The 15,863-nt window shown below is 60.7% G+C and carries 15 protein-coding genes; 9 read left to right on the forward strand and 6 right to left on the reverse strand.

The features are described from left to right. The first annotated feature begins 42 nt into the window (after positions 1-42). Genes VGG22_08440 through VGG22_08455 form a run of 4 tightly spaced genes read left to right on the forward strand, consistent with a single transcriptional unit; the run spans position 43 to position 3,510 of the window. Positions 43-528 carry an Lrp/AsnC family transcriptional regulator gene (locus VGG22_08440; GenBank protein ID HEY1728385.1) on the forward strand — a complete coding sequence of 162 codons (486 nt, stop codon included), beginning with the start codon at positions 43-45 and terminating at the stop codon, positions 526-528. After that, a complete protein-coding gene (locus tag VGG22_08445; GenBank protein ID HEY1728386.1) occupies positions 525-1,595 on the forward strand; it encodes an L-erythro-3,5-diaminohexanoate dehydrogenase in 1,071 nt (356 codons plus the stop codon). Before VGG22_08440 ends, VGG22_08445 begins: the two co-directional genes overlap by 4 nt. After that, positions 1,592-2,947, forward strand: a complete 1,356-nt coding sequence (locus tag VGG22_08450) for a KamA family radical SAM protein (protein HEY1728387.1) — start codon at positions 1,592-1,594, stop codon at positions 2,945-2,947. Before VGG22_08445 ends, VGG22_08450 begins: the two co-directional genes overlap by 4 nt. An 8-nt stretch (positions 2,948-2,955) precedes the next feature. After that, positions 2,956-3,510 (forward strand): TIGR00730 family Rossman fold protein, encoded by a 555-nt coding sequence (locus VGG22_08455; GenBank protein ID HEY1728388.1) that lies wholly within the window; start codon positions 2,956-2,958, stop codon positions 3,508-3,510. Here the strand turns inward: VGG22_08455 and VGG22_08460 are convergent. Next, positions 3,487-4,161: a hypothetical protein gene (locus tag VGG22_08460; protein ID HEY1728389.1), complete on the reverse strand. Its 675-nt coding sequence runs from the start codon at positions 4,159-4,161 to the stop codon at positions 3,487-3,489. The genes VGG22_08455 and VGG22_08460 overlap by 24 nt on opposite strands. Before the next feature lie 76 nt (positions 4,162-4,237). Here VGG22_08460 and VGG22_08465 point away from each other — a divergent pair, with 76 nt between their 5' ends. Beyond that, positions 4,238-4,663, forward strand: a complete 426-nt coding sequence (locus VGG22_08465) for a pyridoxamine 5'-phosphate oxidase family protein (protein ID HEY1728390.1) — start codon at positions 4,238-4,240, stop codon at positions 4,661-4,663. Here VGG22_08465 and VGG22_08470 read toward each other — a convergent pair. The 3 genes from VGG22_08470 to VGG22_08480 are packed head-to-tail and all read right to left on the reverse strand — an operon-like array spanning position 4,660 to position 9,514. Then, positions 4,660-5,010 carry a VOC family protein gene (locus tag VGG22_08470; protein HEY1728391.1) on the reverse strand — a complete coding sequence of 117 codons (351 nt, stop codon included), beginning with the start codon at positions 5,008-5,010 and terminating at the stop codon, positions 4,660-4,662. The genes VGG22_08465 and VGG22_08470 overlap by 4 nt on opposite strands. A 38-nt stretch (positions 5,011-5,048) precedes the next feature. After that, on the reverse strand, positions 5,049-5,561 hold the full coding sequence (locus VGG22_08475) for a DUF1697 domain-containing protein (GenBank protein HEY1728392.1): 513 nt from the start codon (positions 5,559-5,561) through the stop codon (positions 5,049-5,051). Further along, a complete protein-coding gene (locus VGG22_08480; GenBank protein HEY1728393.1) occupies positions 5,561-9,514 on the reverse strand; it encodes a multifunctional oxoglutarate decarboxylase/oxoglutarate dehydrogenase thiamine pyrophosphate-binding subunit/dihydrolipoyllysine-residue succinyltransferase subunit in 3,954 nt (1,317 codons plus the stop codon). The genes VGG22_08475 and VGG22_08480 overlap by 1 nt, the downstream gene beginning before the upstream one ends. Before the next feature lie 132 nt (positions 9,515-9,646). On the opposite strand from VGG22_08480, the gene VGG22_08485 reads away from it, so the two are divergent. Beyond that, positions 9,647-11,755, forward strand: a complete 2,109-nt coding sequence (locus VGG22_08485; protein ID HEY1728394.1) for an adenylate/guanylate cyclase domain-containing protein — start codon at positions 9,647-9,649, stop codon at positions 11,753-11,755. A gap of 3 nt (positions 11,756-11,758) precedes the next feature. Here the strand turns inward: VGG22_08485 and VGG22_08490 are convergent, their stop codons facing one another. Both VGG22_08490 and VGG22_08495 read right to left on the reverse strand, forming a co-directional pair. Beyond that, positions 11,759-12,820 (reverse strand): HD domain-containing phosphohydrolase, encoded by a 1,062-nt coding sequence (locus VGG22_08490; GenBank protein HEY1728395.1) that lies wholly within the window; start codon positions 12,818-12,820, stop codon positions 11,759-11,761. A gap of 63 nt (positions 12,821-12,883) precedes the next feature. Continuing rightward, positions 12,884-13,237, reverse strand: coding sequence for a metalloregulator ArsR/SmtB family transcription factor (locus tag VGG22_08495; GenBank protein HEY1728396.1), 354 nt, complete (start codon positions 13,235-13,237; stop codon positions 12,884-12,886). 131 nt (positions 13,238-13,368) lie between these two features. Between VGG22_08495 and VGG22_08500 the strand changes: the two genes are divergently transcribed. The 3 genes from VGG22_08500 to VGG22_08510 are packed head-to-tail and all read left to right on the forward strand — an operon-like array spanning position 13,369 to position 15,862. Then, positions 13,369-13,605: a hypothetical protein gene (locus VGG22_08500; GenBank protein HEY1728397.1), complete on the forward strand. Its 237-nt coding sequence runs from the start codon at positions 13,369-13,371 to the stop codon at positions 13,603-13,605. Between the two features lie 5 nt (positions 13,606-13,610). Continuing rightward, the gene (locus VGG22_08505) at positions 13,611-15,209 is read left to right on the forward strand and encodes a DHA2 family efflux MFS transporter permease subunit (protein ID HEY1728398.1); all 1,599 of its coding nucleotides are present in this window, start codon (positions 13,611-13,613) and stop codon (positions 15,207-15,209) included. After that, positions 15,206-15,862 carry a hypothetical protein gene (locus VGG22_08510; protein ID HEY1728399.1) on the forward strand — a complete coding sequence of 219 codons (657 nt, stop codon included), beginning with the start codon at positions 15,206-15,208 and terminating at the stop codon, positions 15,860-15,862. The genes VGG22_08505 and VGG22_08510 overlap by 4 nt, the downstream gene beginning before the upstream one ends. Position 15,863 lies beyond the last annotated feature (1 nt).

Below are 15,863 nucleotides of genomic sequence, written 5' to 3' on the forward strand. Positions count from 1 at the left end.
GCAGGTCTGGGCATAATATCGAACGAATCGACTCTATCAGCCATGATTAGCACCGCTCTGTTCGGAAACTCCGAACTGGACGAACTCGACGTCCGGCTTTTGGACGCGCTCCAAAGAAATGCCCGCTCAACCTACGCCGAGCTGGGCCAGATCGTTGGCCTCAAGCCCCCCGCCGTTCACGAGCGGGTGAAGCGTCTGGAGACCCGGGGCTACGTCCGCGGGTACGGGGCCCGCCTCGACGGCCGGCTGCTCGGCCTCGAGCTGATGGCCTTCATCGGCTGCTATTCGACCCCCGATGCCAACTACGACGTGCTGGTAGCCGACCTGGCCGCCCTCCCGGAAGTCTGCGAAGTCCACAGCGTGGCGGGCGAGGAGAGCTTCATCATCAAGACGGTGACGCGCTCGACCGCGCACCTCGACGATTTGCTCGGACGACTCAAGCGCATCGCCGGCGTCGCCCGCACCAAAACGACGGTCGTTCTTTCCACGCCCTTCGAGCGCGGCGGGATTGCGGTGAGCGTATCATGATCGCCGCGGCACCCGGCGTTTCCAAAAGCTGCCGCTACGGGACGCATCGCGTCCTGGAGCCGGCCGGCGCGTTGCCCCAGGCGGCGTGGCGTCTCGACAACACGCCCATTGCGCGCGAAAACGAGATCCTGTGCGGCGTCGACGCGCTGTCGATCGACTCTGCAAGCTTCCGGCAAATGCGCGAAGCCGCAGGCGACGATCCAACCAAGGTCGGCGACGCGATCATAGAAACCGTCGCGACGCGCGGCAAGCAGCACAATCCCGTCACGGGCAGTGGTGGGATGTTCGTCGGTCGTGTTCTGGACGTCGGCACGAACCTTGCCGATGGTTGCGAAGTCCATGTCGGCGATCGCATCGCGTCGCTCGTTTCGCTCACGCTCACGCCGCTCTCGCTCGAGCGCATTCGCAACATCGATCTGAAGACGGCGCGCGTCGACGTCGACGGTCGCGCGATTCTGTTTGCGTGCGCGCACTTCGCCCGGCTCCCCGAGGATATTCCGACCGGCGTTGCGCTCGCCGTCCTCGACGTCGCGGGTGCGCCCGCCCAAGTTCGGCGGCTTGCGCAGCCGGGGTCGACGGTCGTCGTCATCGGCGCCGACGGCAAATCCGGACTGCTCGCCTGCGCGCAAGCCAAGGCACGCGCCGGTTCGACCGGCCGGGTCATCGGAATTGCGCCCGACGCCGAATCCCCCGGAGCGCGGCTTTTGCGCTCGCTGAACTTGGTCGACGACTTCATCGAAGCCGATGCCCGAAAGCCGGGTTCCCTACTCGCAGTTCTGCCCGACCGCATCCCTGGGCTGGCCGACCTCGTTGTTAACTGCGTGAACGTGCCCGGTACCGAGCAAGCCTCGATCCTGTGCGCGCGAGACGAGGGGACCGTTTATTTCTTTTCGATGTGCACGTCGTTCACCGCAGCAGCGCTCGGAGCTGAAGGCGTCGGCAAAGACGTCACCATGATCGTCGGCAACGGGTACACCAAAGGGCACGCGGAGCTCGCGCTCAACACCTTGCGCGCAAATCGTCTGCTGCTCGATTACTTCACGGAGACGTACGGCAAGTCAGCATGATCTCACTCGATCGCCCAGTTCAGTCACTCGAGCACCGAGAGCTTCTCGGCGGTGAGTTTTGGCGCGCCGTCCCTAAATATCGCGAGGTCGACGAAGCGACATTTCTCGATCACGTCTGGCAAGGCCGCAATTCCGTCAAGACGCCGGAAGAGTTGCTCGAAACGATCAAAGGCCACGCGCCGCCTGCCTTCATCGAAGATGCCCGCGCCGGATTTGCGCTCGCACCGATGGCCGTGCGGGTTTCGCCGTACATGCTCTCGCTGATCGATTGGAACGATCCGTACAACGATCCGATTCGCCGGCAGTTTATTCCGCTCAAATCCGGGATCCGTCCCGATCATCCACGTTTGACGCTCGATTCGTTGCACGAACGTGCCGATGCGCCCGTGCCGGGACTCGTGCATCGCTACGCCGACAAGGCGCTGTTCATCGCCTTGCAAACCTGCCCGGTGTACTGCCGCTTTTGCACGCGTTCATACGCGATCGGCCCGGACACCAGCGACGTCGAGAAAGTGCATCTCACGACACCGCACGAGTGGCAGCGCATCTTTGATTACATTGCCTCACGTCCGGAGCTGGAAGACATCGTCATCTCGGGAGGCGACACGTATCAGCTGCCGCCGCGCAGCATCACGCTGATCGGCGAAGCCCTGCTTGCAATCCCGCACGTTCGCCGCATGCGCTTTGCGACCAAAGGCCCGGCCGTCATGCCGATGAAGCTACTGACGGACGACGCGTGGCTCGATGCGCTGACCGCAATCGTCAGCGAAGGGCGGACGCTCGGCAAAGAAGTCGTCATTCACACGCACTTCAATCATCCCAAAGAGATCACGCAGATCACGCAGCGCGCGATGCAGCGGCTGTTCGAGCGCGGCGTCATCGTTCGTAACCAGAGCGTGCTGATGCGCGGCGTCAACGATGATGAGCAGACGATGGAGCTGCTTGTGAAACGGCTCTCGTATGTGAACGTGCATCCGTACTACGTCTACATGCACGATCTCGTTAAAGGCGTCGAAGAGCTGCGCACGACGATTCAGCGCGCAATCGATATCGAGAAATTCGTTCGCGGCGCGACGGCCGGCTTCAATACACCCACGTTCGTCTGCGACGCACCGGGTGGCGGCGGCAAGCGCGACGTGCATTCGTTCGAATATTACGATCGCGAGAACGGTATCGCCGTCTACACGGCACCCAGCGTGAAGCCCGGCAAGTACTTCGTGTACTTCGATCCGATTCAGGAACTTAGCTCATCCTCGCAAGCGCGCTGGAAGGTTCCCGAACAGCAAGAGACGATGCTCGAAGCCGCCCTCGATCGCGCGGGCGCATCGCCGCGGGATCTCGTAACCGCGTAGATCTCATCGTGCGCCTGTGTGTCTTCTGCGGTTCGAAGACCGGTGACGATCCGCGTTTTTCGCAAGCCGCGATCGATACCGGCACCCTGCTCGCGCGGCGTGGAATCGGTATCGTTTATGGTGGTGGGCGCGTCGGGTTGATGGGCGTGCTCGCCGATGCGGCGCGCGCGGCCGGCGGCGAGGTCATCGGGGTCATCCCGCGATCGCTTGCGGAGCGCGAGGTCGCACATTCGGGGCTTTCGCAACTGCACATCGTTGAATCTATGCACGAACGCAAAGCGCTGATGGCCGAGCTGTCGGCAGGATTCATCGCGCTGCCGGGCGGCTTCGGAACGCTCGAAGAGTTTTGCGAAGTGATCACGTGGTCGCAACTCGGGATTCACACGAAGCCGTGCGGCATCTTGAACGTCGCAGGCTACTTCGATAATTTGATCGGGATGTTCGACTACGGCGTGCGGCGCGGATTCATCAGTGATGTGCATCGTGAGATCGTGCTCGAGTCCGAAGAACCGGGCGACCTGATCGAGCGCATGTTGAAGCTAACGGAAGTCGGTTTCCGTTAGACCCGTATTGACGCGCAAGTCGTGGATGTCCCATTGCTCGAGAAGCGTGTCTCCCGAATAGCGCATCCGCCGTAGCGGCAAATTGGTATGCGGATCGACGATGACCGCGTCTTTCGTCACCGTCTGGATGTCTTTGTCCGAATAACCGGGACACGCGATCGGGCCATCGCCGCTGAGGACGAGCTCGATCGTCGCAGCGCCGTCGATATCGGGGCCCTCGCGCTCGCGTACGGAGTCGGCGTGGGCGTCGAAGCACGCGAGCGCGCTTCCGAAATCAGCGGTCGCAATCGTATTGCCGCGCGGTGAAGTGACCATACGATCGGTCAGCGCAAATCCGACGCGCACGCCTGCGAGCATGCCGTGATGGAAGACGATCACCCTATCGCCGCCGTTCCAAATCGCAACCATCCCGCGCATTGGCCCGTCCATGATCTCCGCCTTGACGTGATTGGGGCGCAGGTAGCTGAAGTGAAAACGCCGCTCCTGGCGGGTGTCGGCGTCGAACTCTTGCGAGACGATGTTGGCCTGATAATCATTGACCTTGGCCCACGTCGCGTCAAGCATGCCAAGCTCCGCGGGACCCGAGGCCGCCCCTGCGGGAATGGCCGCCAGCAATAGCACGGCGGTCAGTCCCCCGACCATCGATCTCACTGAGCTAGATTATGCCACACTTCTTAACCACGTCTGAGGGCGGGTTTGCCCAGAAGCGCTGACGTACAATCTTTACATGACGACGCCGCCGTTTTTCCATCCCGATACACGGCGAGCCGACCTCGCATGGACGGATTGGGACGAAGTCCGCGCGTGGCTCGAGACGCAAAGCTTTTGCCGCGTTGCGATCAACGAAGATCCGTGGCCGTATGTCGTCGCCCAGACCTATTCGTTCACCGGCGAAGCCTTCGTCATGCACTTCTCGCGTAGCGGACGCCTGGCGCGACTGATCGCCGAAAATCCGCTGATCACGATTGAGGTCGACGAGCCGCGCGGACATATGGATGCAATCGGCGGGGCGATCGGTTATCACAGCGTCGTGGCCCGCTGCCGCGCCAAACTCGACGACGTCGCGGTCGGCGAAGGTTATATCGCGCGCGTAACTGCGGAGATCGTTTTGCTCTCGGCGAAGCGCCGCGCGCTCCCCGAGCATACCGTTTAGCTCTTCAGCTGATGGAGGGCGAAGCGGTTGCCTTCCGGATCCGTCACGAAACACGCCTGACAATTGGGGAATTCGTGCATGTCGCTGACCTCGATGTTGTTTTGCACGAGCTTGTCACGCATCTCGGAAATGTTGTCGACTTCGAACGAAACGCCCGTAGATTTTCCCGGAATGAATCCAAGCGGCGTTCCGTCGCCGATTCCGAATGCCGTCGAGCCGACATTGAACTCGACCCAATGATCGCCGAACGCTTGTCCAGGCTCTAAGCCGATGATGTCGCGATAGAACGCCCTTGCGGCGGGCACGTCTTTGACCGAATACGCGCAGAACGCAATGTCTTTCACCATAGTCCCGCCTATTATGACCGGCTCCGGCGTGATTCCCTTCAGCTCAGCAAATCGACAATTTTTAGGACGGTGTTCCAATTGCGTCCGGAACCGATCCACGGAAAACGCAGCTTTGATTCGCCCACACCGTCGGGATAGTGTACATAAAGGTTCTTGCCGATCGCTTTGAGCCTCTCGCGGCCTTTGTTTGCAGCCTCTACCGCAGCGACATCTTTCGCGCTCGGCGCGTTTTTCATAAACACGACCAGGAGATGACCCGGATCAGTCTTCGCTTCCTTCGGAAACGGATTGGCCGCGACAAGCGCCTGCATCTCTTGGGTCGTGCGCACGAAGAACTCGGCCTTGACCTTGAACTTCTTTTCCGTTTCGGCTTCGAATAGTTTTTCCAGCGTCCCATCCGAGCGTCGATCCGCGCTGAACACCACATTCCCGCTATTCAGCAACGTCTTCGCGTCGCCGAAATCGAGCTTAACGAAGAGGGCGCGTAAGTCGGCCATTGCAACCTTGCGTCCGCCAACGTTCACGGCGCGCAGTAGCGCGACGCGGTTCACTACTCGGTAAGCGCTTCTTTAACGACGCGTTCTTGTTCGGCCGCGTGGGCGCCCGGATAACCTTCGCTCGGGCTGGCACGATACGGACGGCCGATATAGTCGATTTCGCCGAACTTCTTCGGTAATTTTTCGAGGAGGCGCCGCCGGACGTGCGCGCGAGCGCCCATGTTCTTCGGCTCTTCTTGCACCCAAACGACATTTTTCGTGTTGGGATAGCTTTCGAGAACCGAGATGATCTGCTTGCGCGGTAACGGCGAGAGCAGCTCGACGCGCACGATTGCAGTCTTCTGCATCTTCGCGTAAGCCGGGTCGGCGACCAAGTCGTGATAAATCTTCCCGCTGCAAAGGATCACGCGTTCGACGGCTTTGCGATTCTTCGACATCCGCGGATCGTCGATGACTTGCTGGAATCCGCCCTTGGCAAGCTCGTCGAGCGTCCCGAACGAGACAGCGTTGCGCAGAAGCGACTTGGGCGTGAAGATCACCATCGGGAAGCCATGATGATCGAGCCCCTGCATCCGCAGCAAGTGGAAATACTGCGAAGACGTCGATGGAACCGCGACGCGGATGTTACCTTCGGCGGAGAGCTGCAAGAAGCGCTCGATGCGCCCGCTCGAATGCTCCGGACCCATGCCTTCGTAACCGTGCGGCAGAAGCAGCGTTAAGCGCGACTTCTGATCCCACTTTGCGAGGCCCGCGGCCATGAACTGGTCGATGATGATCTGCGCGCCGTTCGAGAAATCGCCGAACTGCGCTTCCCACAGCACCATCGCTTCTTCGGAGACGACGCTATAACCGTATTCGAATCCGACGCACGCGTATTCCGAGAGCGGGCTGTTGTAGATCTCGAACGAGGCCTTCGCGCCGGCGAGATGCTGCAAGGGAACGTAACGAGCATTGGTGATTGCGTCGTGCAGCACGGCGTGACGATGACTGAACGTTCCGCGTTCGGTGTCTTGCCCCGTCAAACGCACCGGCGTCCCTTCGGAGATCATGGACGCGTACGCAAACCATTCCGCGAGGCCCCAATCGATGGCGCCGGTTTTTTCGAGATCATCTTCGCGTTTGCTGAATTGACGTTCGAGCTTCGTGCTGACCGCAAAGCCTTCGGGGACGCGGATCAGCTCGTGACTCCAAGCCAAGATTTTCTCGCGCGCGACGCGCGTATCGGTTGATTCGTCGGTTGCGTAGTCGATCAGTGATTTCTTGATTAGGAGGCTCGCGTGCTGCTTTGCCTCTTCATGCTGCCGTGTAAGCCGTTCGTTTGCGGCTTCAACGAGCTGATCGGCCTGCTGCTGTGAGATGATATTTTGCGCGACGAGATTCGCGGCGAAAAGCTCGCGAACGGTTGGATGGTTCTTGATCTTCTCGTAGATGCCGGGCTGCGTGTATGCCGGCTCGTCCTGCTCGTTGTGTCCGAAACGGCGATAGCCGATCACGTCGATCAGCACGTCGCGTCCGAACCTCGCGCGGAAATCAAGGGCGAAGTGGACGGCGCTCATGCACGCTTCGACGTCGTCGGCATTGACGTGCACGATCGGAACGTCGAAGCCCTTGGCGAGATCGCTCGCGTAACGCGTGGAGCGGCCTTGATCCGGATCGGTCGTAAAACCGAGCTGATTGTTTGCGATCAGATGGATCGTGCCTCCGGTCGTGTAGCCCGGAAGCGATTGCAGGTTGAGGACTTCGGCAACGATGCCTTGCGCGGGAAACGCAGCGTCACCGTGCACCAGAATCGGCGCAGCGTTGACCATGTGCTGCACCGGCGGGTTGACGGCGTGATCGGTCTGATATGCGCGGGTCATCCCTTCGACAACGCCGTTGACGGCTTCGAGATGACTCGGGTTGCTGGCCAGATGCACGTCGATCTTGGTACCGGTCGGCGTTACGTACGTGCCGTCGGCGCCGTGGTGATACTTGACGTCGCCGAGCGCGTCGTTGCCCTCTTCTTGCTCGCCGCGCATCTTCGCGGCTTCGAACTCGCCGAGCAGCTCTTTATAGGGGCGATTCACGACGTGCGCGATTGTTGCAAGACGTCCACGATGCGCCATGCCGATGACGGCAGCTTTCGTTCCGTCGTCGGCGAGCATCGAGATCGTCTCTTCGAGCATCGGAACGATGATGTCGAGCCCTTCAACCGAGAACGTCTTCTGCCCGAGGAAGTTCTTGCGCATGTAGCGCTCCATCGCCTCAACTTTTGTGAGGCGTCCGAGCACTTGCACCAGGCGTTCGGGTGAGAGCTTGAGACGGTGCAATCCGCCTTCGATATAGTCGCGAAGCCAGCGGCGTTGCTCGCGATTCGAAATGTGCTCGACCTCGTACGCGATTTGTCCGGCGTACGTCTCGCGCAGTTTCGGCAAGATATCGGCGAGCGAGTTCCCTTGAAGTTTTGTGTGCAACGCAGCGCCCGGAATCGCCGACATCAGCGCCGGCGTGAGACTGTAGCTGCGCGGATCCAGACCATCATCGCCCGGCGGCTCCGATCCGAGCGGATCGAGGTTCGCAGCCAGATGTCCGTGCATGCGATACGAATTGATGATTGCAGCTCCGGCAGCGACGCCGCGCAAGAGCTCGAGGCTCGGCGCAGTGCCGGCTACTGGTGTACCCGTCGCGGGTTCGCTGACGATTGCGAGCGCGCGCGCGGACGGCGTCACGCCGTACGCAAGGAAGATCGCGTCGTAGAACGCGTTGTCGCCCAGCTGCTGATCGATGCGGCGCAAGAACTCGCCCGAGAGCGCACCCTGAATCACACGATGATCGTAGGTGCTCGTCATCGTCATGACTTTCTCAACACCGAGCAACTGCAACGCCTGCGGCGGTGATTTTGCAAAGCCCGGCGGCAAACCGATCGCGCCCGCTGCAACGATCACGCCTTGTCCGGCCATGAGACGCGGAACGGATGCGACGGTACCAATCCCACCCGGGTTGGTCAGCGTCATCGTCGCGCCGGTGACGTCATCCGCGCCGAGCTTGTTGTCGCGCGCTTTTGCGATCAGCTCTTCGTAGCGATCGTGGAATGCAACAAAGTTCAGCGTGTCCGCAGCTTTGATGACTGGGACGATGAGGAATCGTGTTCCATCTTTGCGCGTGACGTCGACGGCGAGACCCAGATTGATCGGACCGTCGACGCGCGTCGGCGTTCCATCCTCGCGACGGAAGCTGGCGGTCATGCCGGGGACGTCGCGCGCAGCTTGCACGATTGCGTACGCGATCAGATGCGTGAACGAAACTTTCTGCGGCTTGCCGGCGGCGGCGAGCGCGTCATTGAGTTGACGGCGGCGCACGTCGAGCGTGCCGACGCCGATCGTACGGAAGCTCGTCGCGGTTGGAATCGCGAGACTTTGCTCCATCGCACTTGCGAGCATTGCGACGGGACCGCGAAGCGGCGTTGTCTTCGCGTCTTTCGGAAGCGGCGGCAGCGGAATGCCGCCGGGTGTTGCGCTCACGGCCGGTTTGGCGCTGCCGCTTTCGATCGCGGCATCGACATCGTGGCGAACGACGAGCCCGTCCGGTCCGGTTCCGCGAATTCCGCGGAGGTCGACATTGTTGCGCTCGGCAACACGGCGCGCTTGCGGCGTTGCAACGCCGCCGTTTGCGGCGCTGCCGTTTGGGGGCGCGGCTTCGGCCGCTTTAGGAGCGGGCGCAGCGGCGGGAGCGGCCTGCACCTCGGCGGCTTTCGGAGCCGGTGCGCCGTCGGGACGCTTCGCGGCCGTGTCGATCTCCGCGAGCGGCGTGCCGACCGTTACGGTCGCGCCTTCGTTCGCGAGGAGCTTCGATACAACGCCCGATGCGGGCGCGGGGACCTCAACGTCGACCTTCTCGGTCGTGATCTCGACTAAGGTCTCACCCTTATCGATCCAGTCGCCGACGTGCTTGCGCCACTCGACAACAGAACCTTCGGTAACACTCTCGCCCATCTCGGGCAGTGGGACTTGAACCGTTGTCCCGATCATCGCCATGCTCTCGCCACCATCTCCCTCGACTCATTCGCTACACCCCGTGGATGCGACTCTCGATACGTGGCGCAGATCACGTCCATCGCTCAGCCGAGGGAGCGTTAGGCGAGGCAACGGAAGCCTGGGTCCTTGTTATCGCGCCGACGCGTCCCGATTCAGGCGTATCTGGCGGCGCTTTTTGCGCTGCTCACGCTGGTGATTGGCCTGCTGACCGCAGCAATATTCTACGAGCGCATGAAGAGCGAGAGCCTTCACGCTGCGAGTTTGCTGTTCGATAGCACCACGACCGTTCTCACGCAAGATATCGGGCAAGTGCGCTGGGAGGTCAGCTATGCGCTTGCGCTTGCAACGGGCAGCGATCTCGCAACCGCAAGAACGTTCGAAGCGCGTCTACATTCAAAGAACGTCCTAACGTCGATCATCAAATCCAACGATCTCAGCGTCGCCGCGTACGCGGGCTACCCCGACGGTGATTTCTTCTTCCTCTTGCGCCTCGATCAAGCAAAACCACCGAATCTCGAGATTCCGAGTAACGCTGCCTACCTTCTGCGCAGCATCGGTCGGATGCCCGGAAAGAAAACGATCGGCAGCTACTCGTTCTTCGATCGCAACTTTGAATTGCTCTCGACGCGTCCGGATCCGAATCCCGATTTCGATCCGCGCACGCGTCCGTGGTTTGCAGCGAAAACGAGCGGCGTGTACGTTACGTCGCCGTACATTTTCTTCACGACACATCACCTCGGCATCACGCTGTCGCAGCGCTCGCCGGCCGGCAGCGTCTTCGGTGTGGACATCGACTTGACGTCGATCTCGCAAAAGATTGCGCGCCTGCTGCCGACGCCCTCGACCCTGGCTGCCGTGATCGAACCGAGCGGCGAGGTGTTGGCGTTTTCGAATCCAAGGCAACTCCAACAAGCGAATCAACGTCCGGGCGCACCGGCGGCGACGTTGGCGCAGATGAACGCTCCGCCGCTCGTCGCGGCGTACCACGCGGCGTCCTCAACGACGATGCAATCTGAGGGGACATTCAAGGACGCGCACGGACGCGTTTGGCTTTATCGTATGACCCCGGTGCTGCAGCGCGAGGGAGCGGTACGTGGCTTCGCGGTCGCAATCCCCGAAGATGAGCTGCTAACGTCGGCGATTCGCGTACGCAACGACGCCCTGATCCTCTGTCTCACTTTGATTTTGATGTCTGTTCCGATTGCGTTTTGGCTTGCGAAACTGATCGCACGGCCGCTGAACGGATTACGCAGCGACGCGCTCGCGATTCGAAATCTCGATTTCTCGCAACGGCCGCCCCACGACTCGTTCATCGCAGAGATCGACGAGTTCGCGCGGACCTTCGCCGCTATGCGGCAGCACATTCGCGAATACAACGAGTCCGCGACACGATTCATACCGCGTGAGTTCATGAGCCAGCTCGGACGTCTGGACATCAAGAGCCTGCAGCTCGGCGATCACGCGGAAGAGACGATGACGATCCTGTTCTCGGATATCCGGTCGTTCACGACGCTTTCGGGCGGTATGACGCCGGAAGAGACGTTCAAGTTCGTCAACTCATACCTGACGCGCATCGGCCCGATCATTCGCGACTACCACGGCTTTATCGACAAGTACATCGGCGATGCGATCATGGCACTCTTTCCGGAATCGCCCAGGCAAGCCATCGAGGCTGCAGTCGCCATGCAAAAACGCGTGGTCGTGTATAACGAAGAGCGCTTCCGCGCGGGCTATCCGCCAGTGGCTATCGGGATCGGCGTGCACAGCGGGGATCTAATGCTCGGAACTATAGGTGAAACGCAACGGTTTGAGACGACCGTCATCTCCGATGCGGTCAACATTGCTTCGCGCCTCGAAAGTCTGACGAAAACCTTTGGCGTGCTGATCCTCGCCAGCAGCACCGTGATGTCGGAAGTCGATCCCACCCGGGTGCCTTCTCGACGGCTCGGCGACGTGCAGGTGAAGGGCGCGACCCACCCTGTCACGATCTACGACGTCTTTGCAGCCGATCCACCGGATTTGCTCGAGCACAAGATCAAAACGCGCGACGAATTCGATCTGGGCCGCATGGCGTACGCACACGGCGAGTTTACCGAAGCGTATCGCTACTTCCGAGAAGTCGCGCGCAACAAAAAAGACCACGCGGCCGCATACTATCGCGACCGCTGCGCGATTCTGGCCTCAGCCGTTCGGACGCTCGAATGGGACGGCGTCGAACATATGGATTCGAAGTAGCGCTTAGGCGACGCGCTCGTCGGGGAAACGCACGCGCACGGCCGTAACCTCGGGCATTGCGCCCATGAACGCCTCAACGAGGTCCGGATCGAAATGCGAACCACTATCCGCCTTGATCCGCTCTAGCGCTTCACCGACTGGCCATGCCTTCTTGTACGGACGCTCTGATGTAAGCGCATCGAAGACGTCGACGAGGGCCGTGATGCGGCCCCAGAGGGGAATGTCTCGACCTTTCATTCCGCGCGGATAGCCCGAACCGTCGAATTTTTCATGATGTGTGAGCGCGATGTCGGCACCCGCACGCAACAGATCGGATTTGCTTTTGGCGAGAATCTCATAACCGGCAGTCGTGTGCTGACGCATGATGACCCATTCTTCCGGCGTCAGCTTCCCGCGCTTGAGCAGAATGTTGTCCGGCGTCGAGACTTTGCCGATGTCGTGCATCGGCGCGGCAAGCGCGATCATCTCGACGCGATCCGGAGATTCGCCGACGACGCGTGCGACGACCGCCGCCAGCTGTCCGATGCGGACGATGTGGCTCGCAGTGTCCTTGTCGCGAAATTCTGCGACGCACAACAGCTGAAGGATCGATTCGCGTTCGCGCTCCGCAAGCGCAGCCGTCGCCTTCCTGACTTCATCGGCGAGGTGAAGTGCGCGATCCGCGAGCTTCTTTTGACCTTCACGCAATGCCAGCAAATTGCGCGCACGTGCGATGAATTCGAGCGGGTCGGCGGGCTTGTTCAGAAAATCGGTCGCGCCCAATTCGAGCGCGGTCTGCCGCACGGTCTTGTCTTGCGATGCCGTGATCATCACGATCGGCGTTAACGCGCGTCCGGGAAGCAAACGAAAATGCTTGATGAACTCGTGCCCATCCATCTTCGGCATTTGGTAGTCGACGAGAACGAGATCAGGCTCGTTCTGCGAGGCCCATGCGAGCGCGTGCTCGGGCGATTCGTACGGCACGCAAACAGCGCCCGAAAGTTGACGAAGGATGGTCTGATAGACCGCGAGATTCGTCCGGGAATCGTCGACGAGTAAAATTTTAACGGAATCAGGAGACAACATAGACGTCACCCCCGCGTCGTCTAGCTGGTTTACCCGAGTATACAGCTTATTTAAACTGCGGCCCTACCTGGCGCTAGAAGCCTCGACTGCCTTAAGCAGCCCGTCGAGGAGACCGGGGAAGAGCGAATCGATATCGTCGCGGCGCAGCCACACGTACTTGTTGCGGCCCTCATAGCGGGCCTTAACTAGGCCGGCCTCGCGCAGCACCTTAAAATGGTGGCGCAGATTCTGCTTGCTGCCGATGTCGAGAAACTCGAAGGGACAGCATTCTTCCTGGCGCGCAAGGGCGCGAACGATCTCCAGCCGCGTGGGGTCGCTGAGAGCTGCGAGGATCCCGTAGATCGTGATATCCTCGCGCTCGGGGTACCAGAACTCGCGCTGTTGGGCCGGCGCCTCGGCAATTTCGTTTGGTGACATGCTTGACAGTAAAATAGCTGTTGTACTATTATTGGTACAAGATGTATTTTACCATTCCCAAGGGCGCTCCGTCTACAGTAGCCCTAACAACCGACGCCTTGGGGTCGTTCCAACGCCTACGGCAGCATGCCGTGGCGCTCGGAGGCCTCTCGGCGAGCTTTCTTACCGAAGCCGAGGCCGTCACGGACTCCTACGTCGCCGCGCTTTCTAAAGGCGATCGCGACGCATGGTCGACCTTCGTTGCCGATGCCGCATCACTCGTCCGTCACAGTGAAAGCGTCGACTCGATCGTCCATCTCGATGCGCGCGAACGCGCTGCACACGACTTCTTCGCACAGATCACGCGCGAGAACGACGACCTGATCTAGAAGCCATGCCTTTGGTCGTCGAATACGGCACACGACGTACGCTCGTCGTGACCGCCGTGATGTTGGCTGCGCTCATGCAGCTGGCTGACACAACAATCGTCAACGTCGCACTGCCCACGATCGACGGCGCGCTCGGCGCGTCCGTCGATCAAGGCGCGTGGTTCATCACCGCCTACATCATTGCGAACGTCATCATCATTCCGCTCTCGCCGTGGTTTCAGACGATGCTCGGGCGCAAAAATTACTTTGCGATTTCGATCGTCGGGTTCACGGTGACGTCGGTTCTGTGCGGGCTCGCGAACGACACGTCCACCGAGATCGGCCTTCGATTTTTGCAAGGCGCGTTCGGGGGCGGCTTGATGGTGCCGGCCCAACAAATCATTCGCGATACCTTCCCGCCCGCACAGCTGGCGACGAGTCAGTCGCTCTTCGCGCTCGCCGTCATTTTGGGACCGACCCTCGGCCCGACATTGGGCGGAATTCTCACCGACGACTTGACCTGGCGCTGGGTTTTCTTCATCAACGTCCCGCTCGGGATCGGTGCAACGATCCTAACGCTGCTTTTTATTCGCGATCCGGCTCCGCCCAAGCGCATGCCCTTCGATATACTCGGCGTGGGTTTGCTCGCGCTCGGACTCGGCGCGTTGCAATACGTCCTCGACGAGGGTGAACGCAACGGTTGGTTCGACGATTCGCGCATTTGCTTGGCAGCGATCATCGCCGTCGTTGCGCTTGTCGTCTTCGTCTTGTGGGAGCTCTTCGGCGCACGCGCGCCCGGCGTAGCGTTACGGACGTTCCGCCACCGCACGGTTTGGGCGCTTGCGATCATCTACTTTGCCGTCGCCGGCGGAATCTTCGCGCTGATCTTCATTCAGCCACAGTGGGCGCAGACGTCGCTCGGCTTTACCACGACCCTCGCAGGACTGCTGCTCATGGTGCGCGCGGGGACGCTGGTCGTGCTCTTTCCGCTCACGACGTGGGTGACGTCGCAAGCGAATTGGGACATGCGCTGGGTCGCGGCCGGCGGAATCGCGCTGGCCGGGATTGCAACCTGGGTGCAAGCCAACGTTATGACGACGCACACGACGTTCGCAGCGCTGGTGCCGATGCAAATCGTCGGCGGCATCGGATACGCGTTCATCTGGGTGCCGCTCAGCGTCGTACTCTTCCGAACCGTTCCGCAAGCTGAGATTCCGTCGGCGCTGGCGCTGACGCGGCTCGTGCAGCAGATTGGTGCATCGGCCGGATCCGCATACGCCGCGACGTTGCTCGATCGCGGTTACGACAACGCGCTCAGCGGCCTCGCAGGTTCGGTGAACCTCGGGAACAGCGCCGTTGCCTCGTACGTCGCGCAACACGGTTCGCAAGCCATCGCGCAGCTGAGTCAGCTGGTCGCGAGCGAAGCCCAAAATCTTGCGGCGACCGACGCCACGCGCGTCTTCGCGATCGCCACGATCTTTGCGGCAGGCCTGCCTTTCTTGCTCAAGCGTTATCGCGGCCAGACACCGGTCTCAGCATTGCCGCCGGCGCCGCTTCCCTCCCCGCCGGTACCCGTGCTCCGTGAAAAGGTATCTTCGAACGGGTCACGAGTTACTTCGGCATGAGATATTGGCTGGTAGCACTTGCCTTGAGTTTATCGATGGGATCGGTGGCATTTGCCAACGAGCATCCGGGATTTCAGAAACCGATCTATTCCGGAACGATGACCGCACGTGAGAAAGCGTTTGTCGCATCGTCGCAAACCGATTTGATGTCGCGCTTTGCGACGGCGCAGGAAGCCCAAGCTGCCGGGTACGTGCGATATACCGGGGTCGACGACACCGGTGCGATCAGCTACGCAAATAAGGATTGGCAATCGGCCGACGCGCAGCATCCCAGTCAACTTTGGTATGACAAGCACGGAAAGTTGATGGGCGCGGATTTCTCTCGCTTGAAGACGTCGAAAGTACGTCCGAACATTTGGGGAATCAATCCCGGCCGCTGGTGGGAATTCGACCGCCACATGCACTACGTGACGCACAATCCGCGTACCGGGAAGACAGTCTACGATCTCTACGTCGCCGACGACGATTTTATCAATGCGGGCGGCAGCCTCGCGAATCCGCGCGCGGCAACGCTGGTGCGCATGCACCAGGTCAAGCGCGCAAGTGACGTCGTGACGATCTTCAACTTCCCGTCCGTGTGGGATCTCATGGTCTGGGTACGGCCGAATCCCAAAGGCGCATTCTCGTACACAAACCCGGCCGTAAAACCGTAAG

This window comes from Candidatus Baltobacteraceae bacterium (genome assembly GCA_036489885.1).
Classification (GTDB): Bacteria; Vulcanimicrobiota; Vulcanimicrobiia; order Vulcanimicrobiales; family Vulcanimicrobiaceae; genus JAFAMS01.